Annotated in this window: 19 protein-coding genes; 10 read left to right on the forward strand and 9 right to left on the reverse strand. The window is 54.3% G+C overall.

Features of this window, described 5'->3' with window-relative positions; all coding sequences use genetic code 11:
• Positions 1-29: 29 nt before the first annotated feature.
• Positions 30-902 (forward strand): manganese catalase family protein, encoded by an 873-nt coding sequence (locus tag FS690_RS04320; protein ID WP_145339118.1) that lies wholly within the window; start codon positions 30-32, stop codon positions 900-902.
• 377 nt (positions 903-1279) lie between these two features.
• The gene (locus tag FS690_RS04325; RefSeq protein ID WP_052246483.1) at positions 1280-1573 is read left to right on the forward strand and encodes a hypothetical protein; all 294 of its coding nucleotides are present in this window, start codon (positions 1280-1282) and stop codon (positions 1571-1573) included.
• Between the two features lie 191 nt (positions 1574-1764).
• Here FS690_RS04325 and FS690_RS04330 read toward each other — a convergent pair whose 3' ends face one another.
• The 4 genes from FS690_RS04330 to FS690_RS04345 form a co-directional block, all read right to left on the reverse strand.
• A complete protein-coding gene (locus tag FS690_RS04330) occupies positions 1765-2031 on the reverse strand; it encodes a biofilm development regulator YmgB/AriR family protein (RefSeq protein WP_039383965.1) in 267 nt (88 codons plus the stop codon).
• A gap of 54 nt (positions 2032-2085) precedes the next feature.
• On the reverse strand, positions 2086-2373 hold the full coding sequence (locus FS690_RS04335; protein ID WP_039383963.1) for a hypothetical protein: 288 nt from the start codon (positions 2371-2373) through the stop codon (positions 2086-2088).
• Between the two features lie 157 nt (positions 2374-2530).
• Complete coding sequence (ycgZ, locus tag FS690_RS04340) at positions 2531-2776, reverse strand: regulatory protein YcgZ (RefSeq protein ID WP_039383960.1); 246 nt, start codon at positions 2774-2776, stop codon at positions 2531-2533.
• A 226-nt stretch (positions 2777-3002) separates the two neighbouring features.
• A complete protein-coding gene (locus FS690_RS04345) occupies positions 3003-3278 on the reverse strand; it encodes a hypothetical protein (protein ID WP_104084789.1) in 276 nt (91 codons plus the stop codon).
• A 389-nt stretch (positions 3279-3667) separates the two neighbouring features.
• On the opposite strand from FS690_RS04345, the gene FS690_RS04350 reads away from it, so the two are divergent.
• The 4 genes from FS690_RS04350 (at position 3668) to dcuR (ending at position 7289) form a co-directional block, all read left to right on the forward strand.
• Positions 3668-4183, forward strand: a complete 516-nt coding sequence (locus tag FS690_RS04350; protein ID WP_104084788.1) for a CinA family protein — start codon at positions 3668-3670, stop codon at positions 4181-4183.
• Positions 4184-4285: 102 nt separating this feature from the next.
• Positions 4286-4822, forward strand: a complete 537-nt coding sequence (gene msrA, locus FS690_RS04355; RefSeq protein ID WP_145339119.1) for a peptide-methionine (S)-S-oxide reductase MsrA — start codon at positions 4286-4288, stop codon at positions 4820-4822.
• Positions 4823-4980: 158 nt separating this feature from the next.
• Positions 4981-6564 carry a sensor histidine kinase gene (locus tag FS690_RS04360; protein ID WP_211049170.1) on the forward strand — a complete coding sequence of 528 codons (1584 nt, stop codon included), beginning with the start codon at positions 4981-4983 and terminating at the stop codon, positions 6562-6564.
• 5 nt (positions 6565-6569) lie between these two features.
• Complete coding sequence (gene dcuR / locus FS690_RS04365; RefSeq protein WP_039383949.1) at positions 6570-7289, forward strand: two-component system response regulator DcuR; 720 nt, start codon at positions 6570-6572, stop codon at positions 7287-7289.
• Here dcuR and FS690_RS04370 read toward each other — a convergent pair.
• Entirely contained in the window at positions 7283-8248 is a 966-nt protein-coding gene (locus FS690_RS04370) for an FAD:protein FMN transferase (protein WP_071668757.1), read from the reverse strand. The genes dcuR and FS690_RS04370 overlap by 7 nt on opposite strands.
• A gap of 48 nt (positions 8249-8296) precedes the next feature.
• Complete coding sequence (locus FS690_RS04375; RefSeq protein ID WP_145339120.1) at positions 8297-11077, reverse strand: flavocytochrome c; 2781 nt, start codon at positions 11075-11077, stop codon at positions 8297-8299.
• A 588-nt stretch (positions 11078-11665) separates the two neighbouring features.
• Here FS690_RS04375 and FS690_RS04380 point away from each other — a divergent pair.
• Both FS690_RS04380 and fumA read left to right on the forward strand, forming a co-directional pair.
• The gene (locus tag FS690_RS04380; protein ID WP_039383942.1) at positions 11666-13177 is read left to right on the forward strand and encodes an anion permease; all 1512 of its coding nucleotides are present in this window, start codon (positions 11666-11668) and stop codon (positions 13175-13177) included.
• A 165-nt stretch (positions 13178-13342) separates the two neighbouring features.
• Complete coding sequence (fumA, locus tag FS690_RS04385; protein WP_071668755.1) at positions 13343-14986, forward strand: class I fumarate hydratase FumA; 1644 nt, start codon at positions 13343-13345, stop codon at positions 14984-14986.
• Between the two features lie 74 nt (positions 14987-15060).
• Here fumA and FS690_RS18335 read toward each other — a convergent pair whose 3' ends face one another.
• Positions 15061-15222 (reverse strand): hypothetical protein, encoded by a 162-nt coding sequence (locus FS690_RS18335; protein WP_158086449.1) that lies wholly within the window; start codon positions 15220-15222, stop codon positions 15061-15063.
• Between the two features lie 97 nt (positions 15223-15319).
• Positions 15320-16840 (reverse strand): aldehyde dehydrogenase family protein, encoded by a 1521-nt coding sequence (locus FS690_RS04390; RefSeq protein ID WP_145339121.1) that lies wholly within the window; start codon positions 16838-16840, stop codon positions 15320-15322.
• A gap of 248 nt (positions 16841-17088) precedes the next feature.
• On the opposite strand from FS690_RS04390, the gene FS690_RS04395 reads away from it, so the two are divergent.
• A complete protein-coding gene (locus FS690_RS04395) occupies positions 17089-17652 on the forward strand; it encodes a class I SAM-dependent methyltransferase (protein WP_039383934.1) in 564 nt (187 codons plus the stop codon).
• Here the strand turns inward: FS690_RS04395 and FS690_RS04400 are convergent.
• Positions 17631-18344: a glutamine amidotransferase gene (locus FS690_RS04400; RefSeq protein WP_145339122.1), complete on the reverse strand. Its 714-nt coding sequence runs from the start codon at positions 18342-18344 to the stop codon at positions 17631-17633. The two genes, FS690_RS04395 and FS690_RS04400, sit on opposite strands and share 22 nt — an antisense overlap.
• Positions 18345-18595: 251 nt before the next feature.
• On the opposite strand from FS690_RS04400, the gene FS690_RS04405 reads away from it, so the two are divergent.
• Positions 18596-19480, forward strand: coding sequence for a DMT family transporter (locus FS690_RS04405; protein WP_039385807.1), 885 nt, complete (start codon positions 18596-18598; stop codon positions 19478-19480).
• Positions 19481-19559: the final 79 nt, after the last annotated feature.

The following is a 19559-nucleotide window of genomic DNA, read 5'->3' on the forward strand; positions in this document are numbered from 1 at the left end:
CGGCCTGACTGTTAACACTGAGGTGAGCCATGTTTCGACACGTTAAAAAATTGCAGTACACCGTCAGGGTAAGTGAACCGAATCCCGGACTGGCCAATCTGCTTCTTGAGCAGTTTGGCGGCCCGCAGGGCGAACTGGCAGCTGCCATGCGCTATTTTACTCAGGGTCTGGGAGATGACGATCTCGGACGCCGTGACATGCTGATGGACATTGCGACCGAAGAGCTGAGCCATCTTGAAATTATCGGTTCGCTGGTAGGTATGCTTAATAAAGGGGCCAAAGGCAAGCTGGCTGAAGGCACGGAAGCGGAGGGCGAACTTTATCGCTCTATTACCGGTGCGGGTAATGACAGTCATCTTACCTCTATTCTCTATGGTGGCGGCCCGCCGCTGACAAACTCAGGTGGCGTGCCATGGACCGCAGCGTATATCGATACTATTGGCGAAGTGACGGCGGATTTGCGCTCCAATATCGCCGCGGAGTCACGCGCTAAGATTATTTATGAACGCCTGATTAATGTGACTGATGACGTCGGCGTAAAAGATGCGCTGGGCTTTCTGATGACGCGTGAAGCCGCCCACCAGCTCTCTTTTGAAAAGGCGCTCTGCTCTATCCGCAATAACTTTCCGCCGGGTAAACTGCCGCCAATCGAAGAGTATGCGCATACTTATTTCAGTATGTCTGACGGGGATGATGTACGCGGCAGCTGGAATTCAGATGAGAACTTCAACTATGTCGCCGATCCTCAGCCTGCCGTAGATGGCGGCGATGGTCACGCCTCAGTGGTGCTCTCTGCGGATGAAGCGGCAGCGCTGAAGGCTATGGCCACCAGAACCGCCTCGAATCCTGATGTTAATCCGGAAACCGGTGCTGAACTGGGCAGTGAAAAGCCACAGACGTAACCCGTAAGGAGAGATCAATGCATCATAAACCTGTACAGCGTGCTCACGCAGGTTATCAGCCTGATAAAGATGAGCCTGAACTGCCTGATGATGATGCGGGCAGTGCGCCAGAATCGGGTGATAAGCAGCCTGAATAGACGCCCCTCCTTCTGACCGCCTTCGGGCGGTTTTTTCATCATAAAAGTAATTTTTTTATTGGCGTAAGCCAGCCTGAGGCGCAGAAATAATAAGCGAGACGGTAAAAGCACGTTAATTAACGCAGCAAACTCAGCATGTTAAAATTTTTATTTTTTTATTCTGGCGTTTTTCTGATTCTGGTCTATGTTCCTTTAGTCACGTTAGTACCAATAATCACTATAAGAAGTTAAGGAACTTTTATGGATTTCGCTCGATTTAAAACACGGTTACAGCAATGGGAGCATTTGCACTTTACCAGCGTAGAATTACAGCAGCGCGATGGCCGCTTTGAAATCTACGCTACTGCAGCAGAGCATCAGACGCTCAGCCAGCTCTTTATCTGCAATGTCAGCAATGAATCTGCCGCGCAGGAAGAGATAAAACAGCTGCAAAGCTGGCTGCAAAAAATTAAGTCCGGCAGAAGTAAGCGTCTGAATGCGCGCCCGGTTCGTCAGGTCACGGTAAATGTCCCTGGAGTGAGCCTGAGCCGTTAAGCAACCGAATAGCTATTTCAGCGTTAATCAGGCAGATGTACAACTTTAAACTGAATGACGTTAATTAAGTGCGCTGCCTTTAATTAACTGTACAAATCAGCTAAAAGTGTACAGAAAAGAAAGAAACGCCTGAGCAGGATTGAAAGGAAAATGGGAGAAGCTCTTCACGGATGGAAGAGCAGAAAGCGTGGTCAGGCATCATCTGGCGTATAGCCAACAACAATTTCCAGTGTGCGACGCAGAACGTCAGCTTCAGCGCTGCCACTGGCCGATTCCAGCGCCATAATCAGGTAAAGAATAATCGACTTATTAGTCACTCGTCCCTCAGTAGCAAGGATGCTGCGTATTACCCCATCCAGCACCTGTGACTCATCGCTTAACGCATGGCCGGCATCGCGAAAATGCGCAGCCAGCTCATTATCAGGCAGCACATTGTATAAGTTTTGAAAATCTGCCATTTTTCCGTCTCAAACTGTTAAAGATAAGGCCGCAGTATACCTTATCGGGCTGGATTAATGCTTACGGCTATTGCCGGATGACTGATCATTGCCAAACAGGGGATGAACGTTATCTTTTTCCGGTTCGTTTCGTTGTTGCTGACCAAGAGAAATGCTGGTCCGGACCTCTTTCAGGGCCATGCTGATTGCGGTGCGATACTCTTCATCGGTGGCCTGCATCTGCATATTCTGCAGCTCTGCCATCAGCGCGTGGGTATTAACAGGCCCGGAGCGCTGAAGCAGCGTCAGGGCAGCTTCACCTATGATTTCGTCTATACTCTTCTGGTGTTTGCTCATCTTCATAGTGAATCTCTGTTTGCCGCCACTTCAAGATGAAGTACGACAGTAAAACAGCGCCACGCAGTGCGTGGCGCGATACAGCTGGTCACAGGTTATACATGAGGTTGTGCACTCTTCCCTGTTTACTTAGTCTGAATATAACCCGGTCGTAAATCTGGTATTAGCTTTCCCGCTCAAACAGCAAGCCGATAAGCTGATGATAATGCTGCTCTTCTTCTGCTTCTGTTGCCAGTTCAAGGCGACGTAACAGCTTAGTGCAAATGGATTTGCGATTCAGGTTGCGGCCTTCACGCAGAATCTCCACGACAATCTGTCCCAGCGTTTCCTGCTGAGACGGCAGCGATGCTTTACTAAAGTAGTTGGCAATCGCCTCAACTGAGTTCGGAGCATATCCGTTCTGGCGCATAAGTGACTCCCGTAAAATGTTAAAATTAACAATAAAAAAGTGGAAATCTAACCTGTTGTACAGGATTCCCAAAAAACTTGTACAGAGAATAATGAATGGTGAGGTAAGTTTTTTTTGCAAAAAGTGCTATCAGATGAGGATTGAGACAAATTTACGCACATTTTCAGACGGGAGATCAGCGGGAAGTGCGCTCATCGCCGCCACAGGCTGACGATGAGCAGGGAGCTTAATGGCGGCGTGCACCGGTGCCGGCAACGGTAACGCTATCCGATCGCTCTGACAGCGCTTTTAACGGTGAATCAGAACGACGGTCGGCCTGCTCTGTAGAGCGATAGTCCAGCAGCCACTGCTGCGCCTCATGGATCTGGCTGTCGCGCACCGCATCTGTTTCGCGGCAAGCCATCTGATGCAGTTCAGCCGTGAGGGATGCCAGAGTCACATCTGCACGGCGCATCATTAACGCCCAGGCGGCTTCCCCAATAACCGGATACTCATTTTTCATACTTTACCTCCTGAGAATGTGAGCTTGCGCCAGGTTCTCAAATTTCAGTATAGACCACTACTGGCAAATGTCGTCCGTTATAGCTACACGCCCGGCGGCATTGCGCCATACGATATTTATCCCTTTGCCAGATCTGTTATTTATCGCCCTGCCCTTGCCCCGCTACGCTTATATTTCCATGCAGAATCTGTAATTACCATACGACAGAACCCCTGCCTGATTAATAATCAACCCCTTCGGATTGACCCGCCCCGCTTAATATATTCTTCTGCTGAGTTCATATTAACCAGATAAAACGGACTCACCATCTATAATAATTATCATCCGGCAACGTTTATTTAATCGAAGCGTGGCTGACTGACATTTTAATGATAAATCGGGATGCATATATGGATCGGAAATTAATCGAAACGGCAACTATTCTGGGCGATCTTCTGCTTGAAAGAAAACTGACTGTCACCACCGCAGAATCCTGTACTTCAGGCTGGGTCGGCTCTACCCTCGCGGCCGTCGGCCAGAGCAGCCAGTTTTACAGCAGCGGCTTTATTACTTATACCGATCAGGCGAAACATCGGGTGCTGAACGTCAGTGAAGAGACGCTGGCACGTGACAGCGCCGTCAGCGAAGCCGCCGTGCGTGAAATGGCTGCAGGCGCAAAAGCGCTTTCCGGCGACGATAGCAGCATTGCAGTGAGCGGTTATGCCGGACCAGATGGCGGTGAGGATGGTACACCAGCCGGCACCGTCTGGTTTGCCTGGGGCCTGCCTGATGGCACTATTCAGACCTGTTGTCAGCGTTTTTCCGGCGAAAGCGAAGAGGTCGTCCGGCAGGCAACAAAATATAGTCTTGAGCAGCTGACGGCACGACTCCAGGCTCTGCTCAGCCAGTCCGCCCCGGACAGCTGAGTACGTTTTACCTGAACAGCCTGTGCGGTCTGCGATTATCGGGTTGAATTCCGCTCCGTTCACCCGCACTCTTAAGCTTTCGACCTGACAGGAGTAAATGTAATGGCAACCGAATATGCGATCGTTGCGGGCGGCTGTTTCTGGTGTACCGAAGCCGTTTTTAAAGATGTAATTGGTGTTGAATCGGTTGAAAGCGGCTATACCGGCGGGGAGCGCCCTAATCCGACTTATGAGCAGGTATGCAGCGGGGCAACCGGTCATGCTGAAGCTATCCGTATCGGGTTTGATCCGGCGCAGATAAGCTACGGCGATCTGCTGGATATCAGTTTTGCCACGCACGATCCTACCCAGCTTAATCGTCAGGGAAATGATATCGGAACGCAGTACCGCTCAGCGATTTTCCCTGCTAATGCTGAACAGGAAGCAGAAGCGATTGCAGCCATTGCGCGCGCGCAGGAAGATCATGATGTGCCGGTGGTGACAACCGTAGAACCGCTCAAAACCTGGTATCCGGCGGAAGCCTACCATCAGGACTACTGGGAAGGTGCGGGTCAGCGCAACGGCTACTGCATGGCAGTCATCCCGCCTAAACTGCAGAAGCTGCGTAAAAGCTTCGCCAGTCGTGTGAAAACCGCTTAAGTTCTGCATACCGTTTTATCTGCAGGCCATTATTCAGAGTGGCCTGTTATATTTTCCGCAACCGCGCCGCCATTATCCGTCATAATAGGCCCCTTTTCCGCTAAGTGAACGCCACCATGACGCCTTCAGTCCCTGCTACGCCGATGCGCCGGCGGACAATGAAACTTAATACGCTGGTCACGCTGATGCTGAGCGCCGTGATTGTCCTGGTGCTGTGTACCGTGCATATGTTCTATTTCTTTCAGATTGGTGCCTCTACCCGGTCACAGCTGGAAGATAAAGCGATGGCCGTCGCGCGTACGCTGGCCACATCGCCAGATGTTCAGCGAGCGCTGCTGCTCTCCCCCGCTGAAGCTCATCTGCAGCCGGTCGCAAAAGCGGTTGAGACCAGCAATAATCTGCTGTTTATCACGATCACTAATATGGCGGGCATACGCTACTCCCATCGTAATCCGGAACTGGTTGGTCAGCATTTCATCGGCAACGATATTCAGCCTGCGCTGCGCGGTCAGGAAAATGTCTCTGTTAATCAGGGCTCCCTGGTTCGGGCACTGCGTGTTTTTACCCCGGTGTTCAATGCCCAGCATCAGCAGATTGGGGTAGTGGCTATCGGTATCTCACTGGATGCCGTCACCGATCAGATTAACCAGAGCCGCTGGATCATCCTCTGGACTATTCTGATCGGCGCGCTGGCGGGCGCGCTGGGTACGCTGATCCTGGTGCGCGTGCTGAAACGTATTCTGTTCGGGCTGGAACCTTATGAGATTTCTACCCTGTTTGAGCAGCGTCAGGCCATTCTCAATTCCGTCAAAGAGGGCGTGGTGGCGATGGACGATCGGCATGAAGTGACGCTGATCAATCAGGCTGCCTGCCATCTGCTGAGCGACGCAGCACAGACGCAGCGCGCGCCTGATGAAAGCTGGCGCGCTGACACCACCGCCGTCGAACCGCAGCTGCGCAGCGTGCTGCAGAGCGGACGGGCGCGGCGCGATGAGGAGATTAACGTGAATGGCCGACTGCTGCTGACCAATACCGTTCCGGTACGCACGGCGGAGCGGATTATTGGCGCGGTCTGTACGTTCAGGGATAAAACCGAGATCAGCCAGCTGATGCAGCGCTTAAGTGGCATGGTAAACTATGTCGACGCCCTGCGTGAACGCTCGCACGAGTTTATGAACAAGCTGCATGTGATCCTCGGCCTGCTGCATATGAAAAACTATGCGCAGGTTGAAGCGTATATCCTGAAAACCGCCAATAACTATCAGACAGAGATCGGCTTTTTGCTGGATAAGATTAAATCCCCGGTGATTGCGGGGATCCTGTTAAGTAAAATCAATCGCGCCTCAGACTGCGGGCACCGGCTCACTATCAGCGACGCCAGCTACCTGCCAGACAGCGGCAGCGAAGCGCAGATGGCGGCGCTGATTACCGTAACCGGCAATCTGGTCGAGAACGCGCTTGATGCGCTGCGCGAGCAGACCGAAGGAGAGATCCACCTGATGCTCCATTATCAAAACGGCTGGCTGACCTGCGAAGTGAGCGACGACGGACCGGGCATTGATGCTGCGCATCTGGCGACCATTTTTGATAAAGGTTTCTCCACCAAAGGCGAAAACCGCGGAGTCGGACTGTTTCTGCTTAAGCAGCAGGTGGAAAGCCTTGGCGGCAGCGTCAGCGCAGAGTCTGAGCCCGGCGTATTCACGCAATTTTTAGTCCAGCTACCCTGGGATAAAGGAAATTAAACCGCATGATTAATGTTTTAGTGGTTGACGATGATGCCATGGTTGCCGAACTCAACCGCAGTTTTATCGGTCAGGTACCCGGTTTTAACTGCTGTGGTACGGCGGCAACGCTGCAGCAGGCGCGCGATTTTTTATTCAATAGCGACACGCCGATCGATCTGCTGCTGCTGGATATCTATATGCAGCAGGAGAATGGCCTGGATCTGCTGCCTGAGCTGCGAAAAGCGCAAAGCCCGACAGAAGTGATTATTATCTCCTCTGCGGCTGATGCAGAAAATATCAAAACATCGCTGCACTACGGGGTGGTGGATTATCTTATTAAGCCGTTTCAGTTTCCGCGTTTTGAAGAGGCGCTGACCAGCTGGCAGCAGAAAAAATCGCTGATGGATAACCACCAGCACTATCAGCAATCTGACGTCGATCTGCTGATCCACGGCAATCCGGCAACGCATCACGACAATAAGCGTCTGCCCAAAGGCCTGACGCCACAAACGCTGCGCACGCTCTGTCAGTGGATAGATGCGCACCCCGCACAGGAATTCTCGACCGATGAGCTGGCTGCAGAGGTGAATATTTCACGCGTCTCCTGCCGCAAATATCTCATCTGGCTGGCGCAGATCAATATTCTGTTTACCAGCATTCACTATGGCGCCACCGGACGTCCGGTCTATCGCTATCGTCTGCAGCCGGAATATCGCTCGCTGCTGCAGCAATATTGTCAGTAGTGCAGTTTCCACGTGGTATCAGCTGGCCGGAATCGGTAGTGACGCGGTGAAGAGCAGACGATCTGCCGATCGCGGGTGACAAAAATGGCATCGATGTCGGACTGGCTGGCGAGCCAGTTCAGTCCCTGTTCTGTGCCCATGCCATACAGTAGCGTGGTATAGATGTCGCCATCCAGCGAGCGGTCACTTATCACCGTCACGCTTAACAGTTCATTATCCAGCGGATAGCCGGTACGCGGGTCAAAAATATGGTGCCAGCAGCGCCCCTGCTGTTCAAAGTAACGCTCATAGATCCCGGACGTGACGACTGATTTCTCCCGCACCTCGATTACGCCGAGTAACGCGTTATCGTCAGCAAAGGGCTTTTTCAGCCCAATTTGCCACCCCTGCGGTTCATGCGGGGGCGCACCCAGCGTCTGCACATTGCCGCCAAGATTGATCAGCGCCTGCGTCACTCCCTGCTGACGCAGCCACTGCTGCACCCGATCGGCAATATAGCCTTTGGCTATGGCACCGAGATCGATCTCCATACCGCGCTGCGGCAGATAAACCGACTGCGCCGCAGCGTCCAGCACGACCTGATGCGGGTTGGTAAGGGGCAACAGCGCGGTGATGTCAGCGGCAGCGGGCACGCTGTTACCCTGAAAACCAATTTTCCAGCGCTTAACTATCGGACCAATGGCGAAGTTGAACGCGCTGTCCGGCAGCGTGCTGACCGTATGGGCCACCTGAATCAGATTAAACACTGCGGGACTGACCGCCACCGGTCGCTCGCCAGCGGCATGGTTAATTGCCATGACCTCTGACTGCACCCGGTTGACGGTAAACAGATTCTCCTGCTGTGCAATCAGGCGAAACACCTGCTGTGCCAGCGCGGCGTTATTTTCAAAGAGTTTCAGCAGCACAGGCGATCCCATCTGAACGGCTGAATAGCTGTAGACACCTGCCTCGTTAGCCATAGTTGCCTCATTACTACCGGTGCCCGCGCAGACGGGCACCGGTGCAGGTTAATTACCTAAGGCGAGTTTAGCGGCGTTATGCCCCGCTTTGATACCAAAGATGATAATATCCGCTACGGCATTCCCGCCGATGCGGTTGGCGCCGTGAATACCGCCGACCACTTCCCCGGCAGCCCAGGCGCCGGTGATCGCCTGGTTCTGCGCATTCAGCACTGCGGTTTCCGTGTTGATGGTGACGCCACCCATGGTGTGATGAACGCCAGGCGCCACGCGAATAGCGTAGTAAGGCCCCTGATTCAGCGGATGGCGCAGCGCCGTTTTGCGGCCAAAATCTTCGTCATGCTGGTTAATCACACACTCATTGTAGCGACCCAGCGTACTCTGCAGTGATTCCTGGTCCATATTGAGCTTAACCGCCAGCTCGTGCGGCGTGGGTGCGCTGATGACAAATCCTTTGGCGATATATTCGTCAGCGGCTTTGTTATTACGGCGCACCTGCTCATCGAAGATGATCCAGGCACTTTTCTCCGGCAGCGCAATAATCTCCGCAGAGACTTTATCGCGCGTCTCCATTTCGTTATAGAAACGCTTGCCCGCCTGGCTTACCAGAATTGCCCCGCCGCCGCGCATCGCTTCTGAAATCAGATAGGAGGTGGTCTGTTCAACCGTGGGATGGATCTGAATCTCGCCCATATCAACCGTACCGGCGCCAATATGCTGCAGCATCGCGATGCCGCTGCCGGTGGCTCCGGCGTGGTTGGTCGTGACAAAGCCATCCAGTTCCGGACGATATTTCACTACCATCTCCCGGTTGGCGCTGAAGCCGCCGGTGGCAACAATCACACTTTTTGCGTTGAGAATGCGGCTGTCGTTATACTCATCCACCACCTTAACCCCGGTTACCACGCCGTTTTCACACAGAATTTCAGCGACTGAGGTCTCAAGCAGCACCTCAATGTTGCGCTGGTTAACATTTTTCACCAGCCCGCTGATCAGGAAGCCCCCTACCGCTGAGCGATCTTCAGGCCGGTGCGTACGGTCAATGCTCATTCCACCTGTGATGGTAATATCGCTAAGCTCAATCTGCTTCGCTGCCAGCCACTCAATGGCTTCCGGCGCGCGTTCGACAAACTCATGCAGCAGCTGCGGATTATTTTTACCTTTACCGCCTTTCAGCGTCTCTTCATAAAACAGCGCTTTGCTGTCTTCAATGCCTTTCAGCCTCTGATAGCGCGTCTCGGCGGCGTTCATCCCCACTGACGCCTTAATGGTATTTCCGCCAATGGTGGGCATTTTTTCAATCAGTACCACGCGGGCGCCGTCGTCATGTGCCTGAATAGCCGCCGCGAGACCTGCGCCGCCGGTGCCGATGACCACAACATCGTAATTGACCGGCGCGTTCGGGTTGCCCCCTTCCTCAATCACATACTCTTTGCTGGAGGTTGCCAGCGCACGCGATACCGCTTTTTTCAGCGCCTCGCTTTGCGTAGTGGCCCCGGTAACCGCATCGACGTGCGGACTGTTTGCAACCAGAATGCGCTCGCGCAGACTTTCAAACGTACTGGTGAAGTCAACATCCAGCGCCGGATCCGGCACCAGTTCAATGTCGGTAATACGATCGGTATCCAGCGTGACGTTGATTTTCAGCTTCAGCGCTTCCGCCTCTACCTTCGCCTGATACACACCGGCTTTATATTTGCGATGGCCGTCGCTGACGTCGCGGATCATGGCGTCCACCAGCGAGAAGCGCCAGAGCGGCTCCGGAATTGTCAGCTCCTCGCGTTTGGTACTGTCGATGTAGAGTTCAAGGTGCTCATTATTAATAATGCGATCCGCCCAGTTGGGCCAGGCGATACAGGCTTTCCCGACGGCAACCAGATCGAAGCCCGATTCCAGCGCCAGTTCGGCATCCTCTTTATTCACCACGCCGCCGACGCCAATAACCGGAATGCGGGCCAGCTGTGCTGAACGCTGCGCAATGTATTTGGTAATCAGAGGCGTGGGGTCGCTGGTGTCAACAATGGAAGGACGCAGCAGCTGACCGACGGAGAAGTGCACGTAATCAAGGCCGCGCGCGGCGAGCTTCTCCAGCAGATAGAGGGTGTCATCCCAGCGGATACCGGGCACTTCAATCTCTTCCGGTGAAAAGCGATAGCCGATAATAAAGTCTGCGGCAGCAAAGCGATCGGCCATCTGATGCGTGATTTCCAGGACCTCCAGCGGAAAGCGCGCCCGGTTATCGCGACTGCCGCCCCATTTGTCGCTGCGCTGGTTGGAGTTAGGCGAATAGAACTGCTGGATTAGATAGGTATTGGCACCGTGAATTTCCACGCCATCAAAACCCGCTTTGATGGCACGGTTCACCGCATCACCAAACTTTTTGATCATGACATCGACTTCATCTGCGGTCAGCGCCTGCGGTGTGGTGGCCCCTTCGCGCGGCGCCGCGATGGCGCTGGGCGCGACAGGCGTTTTCCCGCCAATCAGCGCCGGCTCAACCATGCGGCCACCGTGGTAAATCTGCAGGATAGCTTTAGAACCCTGAGATTTGATCGCGTGGGCTATTCTGGCCAGTCCCGGGATCTTGTTGTCGCTGTCGATGGCGATGGCGCCAGGAAATGCCGGACCACGATTATCGATAAACGCACACTCTACGATGACGGTGCCGATTGTGCCGGCACGCACCCGATAGTAGTCAACCAGATCGCTGGTGACGCCACCGTCGTAATAGCCGGTACAGGTTGTCATGGGTGCCATCACCAGACGATTTTTCAGCACGGCACCTTTAGGCAAGGTAAGGGGTTTTAGCAGCGGGGTAAGCGTGTTCATGATAAGCGACTCCGAAAATCAAAAATGAAATTCAATTCCTGGCAGTGTGACCGGTTAAATAATTAAAGTGGTCCGACTTCATTCTGTAAATATAACATTTAATTTAGTTACATAACTTATATCATTAGTTATATAAAATACCGATAAGGAAAGCCTATTTTCAGCAGGGAAGGAGCGTAACGCGTTCCGCTAAGTTTCGTTCAAAACTTGATTAAAATCAAAGTTAATTCAAATCACAAAAATAAACTATATATTTCATTGAGTTAAAAATCACACGCCTGCCAGATATTGGAAAGAAAGCGCTTCACATCCTGCATTATATCGTGAGGCACGCCCTGAATAAGCGTCATAACACACTGAAAATAACGCAGATAAAAATAAGCGCTCTATTTTATTGATCTGGATCAAAATAGGTATTTTAATTAATCGCATCATAGCGGCATAAATTAGATAATTCGCGAAACAAAATTGCTTTCTGCTTTAACACAAGCGTCATGAACTTCCTGTACTGATGCCGCAAAATGGATCATCCAGGTATAAAGGCACTGGTACTGATATCGCATTCTTCTCAACGTGCAGACAAAAACTATGAACCTATCAACGCAATCGCATGAACCCACCAAAGCGCCGCCTGCGGCGCCGGGTAAAAAAAATCGCCTGCTGATGCTCTGCCTGCCGGTACTGGTTGCACTTCTATTGCTGCTGGTGCCGACACCTGCCGGACTGGAGCCCTACGCCTGGCACTTCTTCGCCATTTTTGTCGGTGTTATTGTCGGCCTGATTTTTGAGCCGCTGCCGGGCGCCGTGATTGGGCTTACCGGCGTGGTGGTCATCGCGCTGTTTAGCCAGTGGGTGCTGTTTAGCCCGGCAGAGCTGGCCGACCCGGCATTTAAAACGGCAGCGCAGTCGTTCAAATGGGCAGTCAGCGGCTTCGGCAACTCTACGGTCTGGCTGATTTTTGGCGCCTTTATGTTTGCAGCCGGCTACGATAAAACGCAGTTTGGCCGCCGGCTGGCGCTGATTCTGGTAAAATATCTCGGTCGCCGCAGTCTGACGCTGGGCTACGCGATTACTTTCGCTGACCTGCTGCTGGCGCCGTTTACGCCGTCTAACACCGCCCGCAGCGGCGGGACTATCTATCCGATTATTGCCAACCTGCCGCCGCTCTATGGCTCTAAGCCTAATGACCCCAGCGCCCGCAAAATCGGCTCTTATCTGATGTGGGTGGCGATTACCGCAGCCTGTATCACCAGCTCGATGTTTCTCTCTGCGCTGGCCCCTAACCTGCTCGCACTGGCCCTGGTTAAGAGCGTTATTGGTTTCGATATCAGCTGGGGGATGTGGTTCCTCGCTTTCCTGCCGCTGGGGATCCTGCTGATTCTCACCATGCCGCTGCTGGCTTACTGGCTCTATCCGCCGGAAGTCAAAGTCAATGATGAGGTACCGCGCTGGGCGACCGCCGAGCTGGAAAAGCTGGGCCGCCTGTCGCGCAATGAGATCCTGCTGCTGCTGTTTGTCGTCGCGGCGCTGATGATGTGGATTTTCGCAACGGCATGGATCGAGCCCGCTATGGCCGCGCTGCTGGTGATTGTGCTGATGCTCTGGACAGGCGTACTTAACTGGAGTGATATCACCAGCAATAAAGCCGCCTGGAATACCTTTGCCTGGTTTGCCACGCTGGTTGCGCTGGCCGATGGTCTGGCACGCGTCGGTTTTATTGCCTGGCTGGGCAAAGAGGGGGCGGTGCTGCTACAGGGTTACGATCCTCAGGTCTCCGCAGTGGTGCTGCTGATTGCCTTTTATCTGCTGCACTATCTGTTTGCCAGCACCACGGCGCATACCACTGCCCTGCTGCCCGCCATGCTGACTATCGCCGCCTCAATTCCAGGCATTAATATGCCGGTGTTCTGCCTGATGATGTGTACCTCGTTGGGTGTGATGGGCATTATCACCCCTTACGGTACCGGCCCAAGCCCTATCTATTACGGCAGCGGCTATCTGCCGACCAAAGATTACTGGCGGCTTGGCACCATCTTTGGCGCCCTCTTCCTGGTGGCGCTGATGGTTATCGCTTATCCCTGGATGGTTATGATGTTCTGATGATGTTGCTTTGATGTTAAAAAACGCAGCCGCGTCAGCCTGTTTCAGTGTTACTATGCTCGCCAGTCAGCTCCTGATACGGGCTGGCGAGAGAAAATAGCACCACAGATCGCCTAATTTGCCGCCCGCCGCGCAGGCGGGCAACACGAAGCTAAGTGAGCCAACATGTCGAACAAACCCTTCTATTACCAGAACCCCTTTCCTCTCGCCAAAGATGATACTGAATATTACCTGCTGAGCCGCGAGCACGTTTCGGTCGCCAGCTTTGAGGGTGAGGAGGTGCTGAAAGTCGCACCAGAAGCGCTGACGCTGCTGGCGCAGCAGGCGTTTCATGACGCCTCTTTTATGCTGCGCGCCTCACACCAGCAGCAGGTTGCCGCTATTCTGGCGGATGATGAAGCGAGTCAGAATGACAAGTATGTCGCGCTGCAGTTTCTGCGTAACTCAGAAATCGCTGCTAAAGGCGTACTGCCAACCTGCCAGGATACCGGCACCGCGATTATCATGGGTAAAAAAGGCCAGCGCGTCTGGACCGGCGGCGGCGATGAAGCGGCGCTGTCGCAGGGCGTCTATAACACCTATATCGAAGATAATCTGCGCTACTCGCAGAACGCCCCGCTGGATATGTACAAAGAGGTCAATACCGGCACCAATCTGCCGGCCCAGATCGATCTCTACAGCGTGGATGGCGATGAGTATAAGTTCCTCTGCATCGCTAAAGGCGGTGGTTCAGCGAACAAGACCTACCTCTATCAGGAAACCAAAGCGTTAATCACGCCGGCAAAATTAAAAAACTACCTGATTGATAAAATGATGTCGCTCGGCACCGCTGCCTGTCCGCCCTACCATATTGCATTTGTGATCGGTGGCACCTCTGCGGAGAGCACGCTAAAAACGGTTAAGCTCGCCTCAACGCATTACTATGACTCGCTGCCAACGGAAGGCAACGAGCACGGTCAGGCGTTTCGCGATATCGTGCTGGAGCAGGAACTGCTGGAAGCGTCGCAGCAGCTCGGACTGGGCGCGCAGTTTGGCGGTAAATATTTCGCTCATGACATTCGCGTGGTCAGACTGCCGCGTCACGGTGCCTCCTGCCCGGTAGGCATGGGCGTCTCCTGTTCTGCTGACCGTAACATCAAAGCTAAAATCAACCGCGATGGCATCTGGATTGAGAAGCTGGAAGATAATCCGGGACGCTATATTCCGGAAGCGCTGCGCCAGCAGGGCGAAGGCGAAGTGGTGCAGGTAGATCTTAATCGCCCGATGCAGGATATTCTGGCCCAGCTCTCCGCTTATCCGGTGGCTACCCGCCTGTCGCTGAACGGCACCATTATTGTGGCGCGCGACATCGCTCACGCCAAACTCAAAGAGCGTATCGATAATGGCGAAGGGCTGCCGCAGTACATTAAAGATCATCCGGTCTACTATGCCGGTCCGGCCAAAACGCCGGAAGGACACGCGTCCGGTTCCCTCGGCCCTACCACCGCAGGCCGGATGGACTCTTATGTCGATCTGCTGCAGTCGCACGGCGGCAGCATGGTAATGCTGGCCAAAGGTAACCGCAGCAAACAGGTGACTGACGCCTGCCATAAGCATGGCGGATTCTACCTGGGCAGTATTGGCGGCCCGGCAGCGGTACTGGCGCAGCAGAGTATTAAAAGCCTTGAGTGCGTTGAGTATGCCGAACTGGGCATGGAGGCGATCTGGAAAATTGAAGTGGAAAATTTCCCGGCGTTTATTCTGGTCGATGACAAAGGTAACGATTTCTTCCAGCAGATCCACAATCAGTGCTCTGCCTGCGTAAAGTAAAGCGCTGAAGCAGACCCTGTAAAAAATCCGCGGCACCAGGCTGCGGATTTTTTTATTAATCTGAGAGCGCTTTCTTATGCGCGCAGCGACATTTCCCGCGCGGCGTCGCGCTCGGCACTCTGCTGGCGCGCATGCTGCAACGCATCATAAGTGGGCAGATTGACGCTGATAATGTCCTGTTCGACCGCATCCAGCACCTCATCGTGCTGCTCCATATAATCATATCCTGCGTTCATGATCTCTCCTTTGCGCAGAGGCGTTTCTCATATCCTGTCCTGCAAAGATGACAGGTTTATGAAAATATAGCCTCTGCAGCGACCGCCGGTACGAAAATCAGAAGAACCCGAGCGGCTGTGTGCTGTAGCTCACCAGCATATTTTTAGTTTGCTGATAGTGATCCAGCATCATTTTATGCGTCTCCCGCCCGATGCCCGATTTCTTATAGCCGCCAAACGCAGCGTGAGCCGGATAGAGATGGTAGCAGTTAGTCCAGACGCGTCCGGCTTTGATTGCTCTCCCCATACGGTATGCGCGGTTGATATCCCGCGTCCAGACGCCAGCGCCAAGCCCGTAAATCGAATCATTAGCAATGGCCAGCGCCTCCGCTTCATCTTTAAACGTCAGTACGCCGACCACCGGTCCGAAAATCTCTTCCTGAAATACGCGCATGCTGTTGTTGCCTTTCAGCAGCGTGGGCTGAATATAGTAGCCGCCGCTGAAGGCTTCGCCAATCTGCTCAACGTTACCACCGTGCAGCACTTCCGCCCCTTCCTGCTGCGCAATCTCAAGATAAGAGAGGATCTTATCAAACTGCTGCTGCGACGCCTGAGCGCCAATCATGGTTTCCGTATCCAGCGGATCGCCACGTTTAATGGTTTTGATGCGCTTCATCACGGCCGCCATAAAGGGCTCAAAAATCGATTCCTGCACCAGCGCGCGCGACGGACAGGTACAGACCTCACCCTGGTTCAGGAAGCCGAGCACAACCCCCTCGGCCGCTTTCTCAATAAAGCTCTCCTCCGCCTGCATGATATCTTCGAAAAAGATATTTGGTGATTTTCCGCCCAGCTCCACCGTGGACGGGATCAGGCTTTTTGCCGCCAGCTCCAGAATATGGCCGCCGGTCGCTGTTGAGCCGGTAAATGCGATCTTGGCAATGCCCGGATGCGATGCCAGCGCTTCGCCCGCCTCTTTGCCGTAGCCGTGCACCACGTTAATGACGCCGGGCGGGACCAGATCTTTGATCAACCCAACAAACAGCGTGATGGAAAGCGGCGTCTGCTCGGCTGGTTTCAGCACCACGCAGTTACCTGCGCCCAGCGCCGGCGCCAGCTTCCAGGCGGCCATTAGCAGCGGGAAGTTCCACGGAATGATCTGCCCCACCACGCCCAGCGGTTCATGGAAGTGATAGGCGGCCGTGAACTCATCGATTTCGGCGGCGCTGCCTTCCTGCGCCCGGACACAGCCGGCAAAATAGCGGAAATGGTCCACCGCCAGCGGCAGGTCAGCGGCCAGCGTTTCGCGTACCGGCTTGCCGTTATCCCAGGTTTCATTAACGGCGATATATTCCAGATTTTGCTCCAGGCGGTCAGCAATCTTCAGTAACACCAGCGAGCGCGCCTGCGGTGAGGTCTTGCCCCACTGCTCTGCCGCCGCCTGGGCCGCCGCGACCGCATTATCAACATCTGCCCGATCGGAACGCGGGAATTCGCCAATTGCGCTGCCATTAACCGGTGAGGTGTTGGTAAAATAGTGACCGTTAACCGGCGCAGTAAACTCGCCGTTGATAAAGTTGCCATACTGCGATTGCAGAGTGATCAGAGAACCCTGTTCTCCCGGAGCAGCGTAACGCATGGTATTTCCCCTTACAGAGCGAATGGAAGTTAACAACTTTTAAACTGTTGATTAACATTGCGCGATCGTTTTTAGCCTGTCAGGTCTGCAGGCGGGAAACTGTGAGCCGACGCGGGAAATCGGTGTTAAAGCGGGACAGAATCATTTGTGCCGGAATGTTCTGAGTTTGGCTTTTTTGCTGCGCTAAAGCGAAACCTGAGCGTTATCTGTGGTCAATACCCTGCAGACCACAGATTCAGGAGAGAAAGATGCTGGCTTCAGCCATGATGCTAATGCGGGCCAAAGCGAACTTTGTACAGCAGTTTATTCGCGATCCGCGCACAATCGGCAGCGTCACCCCTTCATCAGCGGCATTATGCCGCTGTATGTGCAATGCGGTAGAGTGGGATAGCAGCCTGCGGGTGGCTGAACTGGGCGCCGGCGATGGCGTGCTGACCCGCCAGCTGCTGTCGCGTATGGTACCGGCCGCGCAGCTTGACGTGTTTGAAATTAATCCGCAGCTGGCAGCAGAACTGCGTCAGTGGCACGATCCGCGCATGCAGGTCCAGGCACACTCAGCGGAGCTGCTGCAGGGTGAATATGACGCTATTTTTTCCGGCCTGCCGCTGCTGTCGCTGCCTGCGGCCACGCGTCACACCATTCTGAGCGCGGTGCATAATGCGCTGGCGCCCCAGGGCGTATTTGTCCAGTTTCAGTACACCTCGCTCACCCGGCACGATCTGTCGCGCTATTTTGTCTGGCAGCGGCAGCGGGTGCTGAAAAACATGCCGCCCGCCTGGGTCTATCGCTGTCAGCGCTGCGACGCTTCCTGATCCCGGGGCCGTACCTGCTGCCAGAAGCGCTGCAGCAGCGTACGCGCCCAGTCAGTATCTCCCATTACCGCGCTATCCGGCTGTACGTCAGCCGGTGTACAGGCCGTCATGATCTCGCGACTGAACTCCGGATGAAACTGAACGGAAAATGCCTGCGGCGAGTAGCGTAACACCTGACACGCATCCAGCGCTGAGCGCGCCAGAACCGTGGCCTGCGGCGGCGGGGCCAGTACCGACTGCCGGTGCGACAGCCAGGCGGAAAAGTGCGCCGGCAGTCCGTTCAGCCAGGCATCCGAAGCGGTCCGCGTCACGGTCTGCAGCCCGCGCTCCCAGCCGCAGGGATTATCGCCCACCTCACCCCCCAGCGCATACGCCATCAGCTGATGGCCGTAGCAGACGCCAAGCAGCGGCAGCTGCGCCTCTATTGCGCCGCGTATCCAGGCCGCAGTGCGCTCACTCCATCCTGCGTGGTCGGTTACCATCGCCCAGGAGCCGCTGAGGATCGCCCCGCTAATCTCCTGCCAGCCGGGAAGTGCGTCACCCCGGTGCGGACGCACGATAATATAGTCATCCGCCTGCAGCTGCAGCGCGTCAATAAACCACGCAGGCTGTTCGCCAATTTTCGCCACCACCTGCGGGGGCGGAACTTCAAGCTGTATTAATGCCAGGGGTAAAGTATAACGCTCCGTCATTGCCGGCATGCTCCTCTGCTGCGTCCGCTGTTAAGCTCTACTGTGACAGCAATTGCCAGCCGTGTCTTATGTTATTCCGCAACATGCTTATGCAGAAGCGGATGTCAGGATAGCGCTCAGATAATAGTATGTTGTAATTATAAAGTGGCGATTTTGCTGTTGAGTGCTAAACCGCCAGGTTGATGTGTCCTGTGCGGCAGGCTTCATGCCATTATTAAGCGTAAGTTCATTTTTCTGTGAAGGATAACAGCGTGGCCGTACGGCATTTTTTTCTGATTCTGTTTGTGGTTTCAATCTGGGCGTTTAACAACGTGGCGGTTAAATGGGGCCTTCTGGAGCTGCCGCCGCTGTTTCTGACGTGGATGCGCTTTGTCGTGGTCGCTCTGATCCTGGTGCCCTTTTGCCGTGTCACGCGCGCGCAGCTGCCGTGGCTCATCACCCTCGCGTTTACCTTTGGCTTTATGCATTTCTCGCTGCTGTTTGTCGGCATGCGCTATACCGATGCCGGTACGGCGGCTATCGTTGTACAGCTGGGCACACCCATTGCGATGCTGCTGGCGATGGCTATCCTGAAAGAGAAGCTGCGGCTGGTGCAGCTGTGCGGCATCGCTATCTCTCTGAGCGGCGTGGCCGTGCTCTCCGGCAGCCCGACTATCCCCGCCTGGTGGGTACTCTGTATCCTGCTGTGCAGCGCGTTTGGCTGGGCGGTCAGCAACATGATTGTCAAAAAGTCGCCGCCTATTAGTCCGCTGACGCTGACCGGCTGGATCTCATTCCTCGCCGTGCCGCTGGTTGGCGCTGCCTCATGGCTGACGGAGTCGAATCAGTTCAGCGCCCTGCAGGCGGCGGGCTGGCACGGCTGGTTCGGCATTCTTTACAGCGCTATCGCCTCTTCGATTGTTGCCTATACGCTGTGGTACGCCCTGCTGAAAAAATATAATGTTAATCTGATCATGCCCTATTCGCTGCTGACGCCGGTGCTGGCTGTCATCATGGGCGTGACGGTGCTGGGCGACAGCATGAACAGTTTCAAAGTATTTGGCGCATCGCTGGTGGTGCTGGGCACCGCCATTGCCGTGCTTAACCTGCGCAATCTGCGCATGCACGCACGTTTTCCGCGTCTGCGCCGGCGTTAGTCTCTCTTCGCTTAACCTGCATCCGCCGGAGTCTGCAGGCTTCAGCCGCACGTCACTGCTTGTTGTGCAGCTGCAGCGA

Origin of the sequence: Pantoea sp. PSNIH1 (assembly GCF_007680655.1) — a bacterium.
Lineage (GTDB): Bacteria > Pseudomonadota > Gammaproteobacteria > Enterobacterales > Enterobacteriaceae > Pantoea > Pantoea eucrina.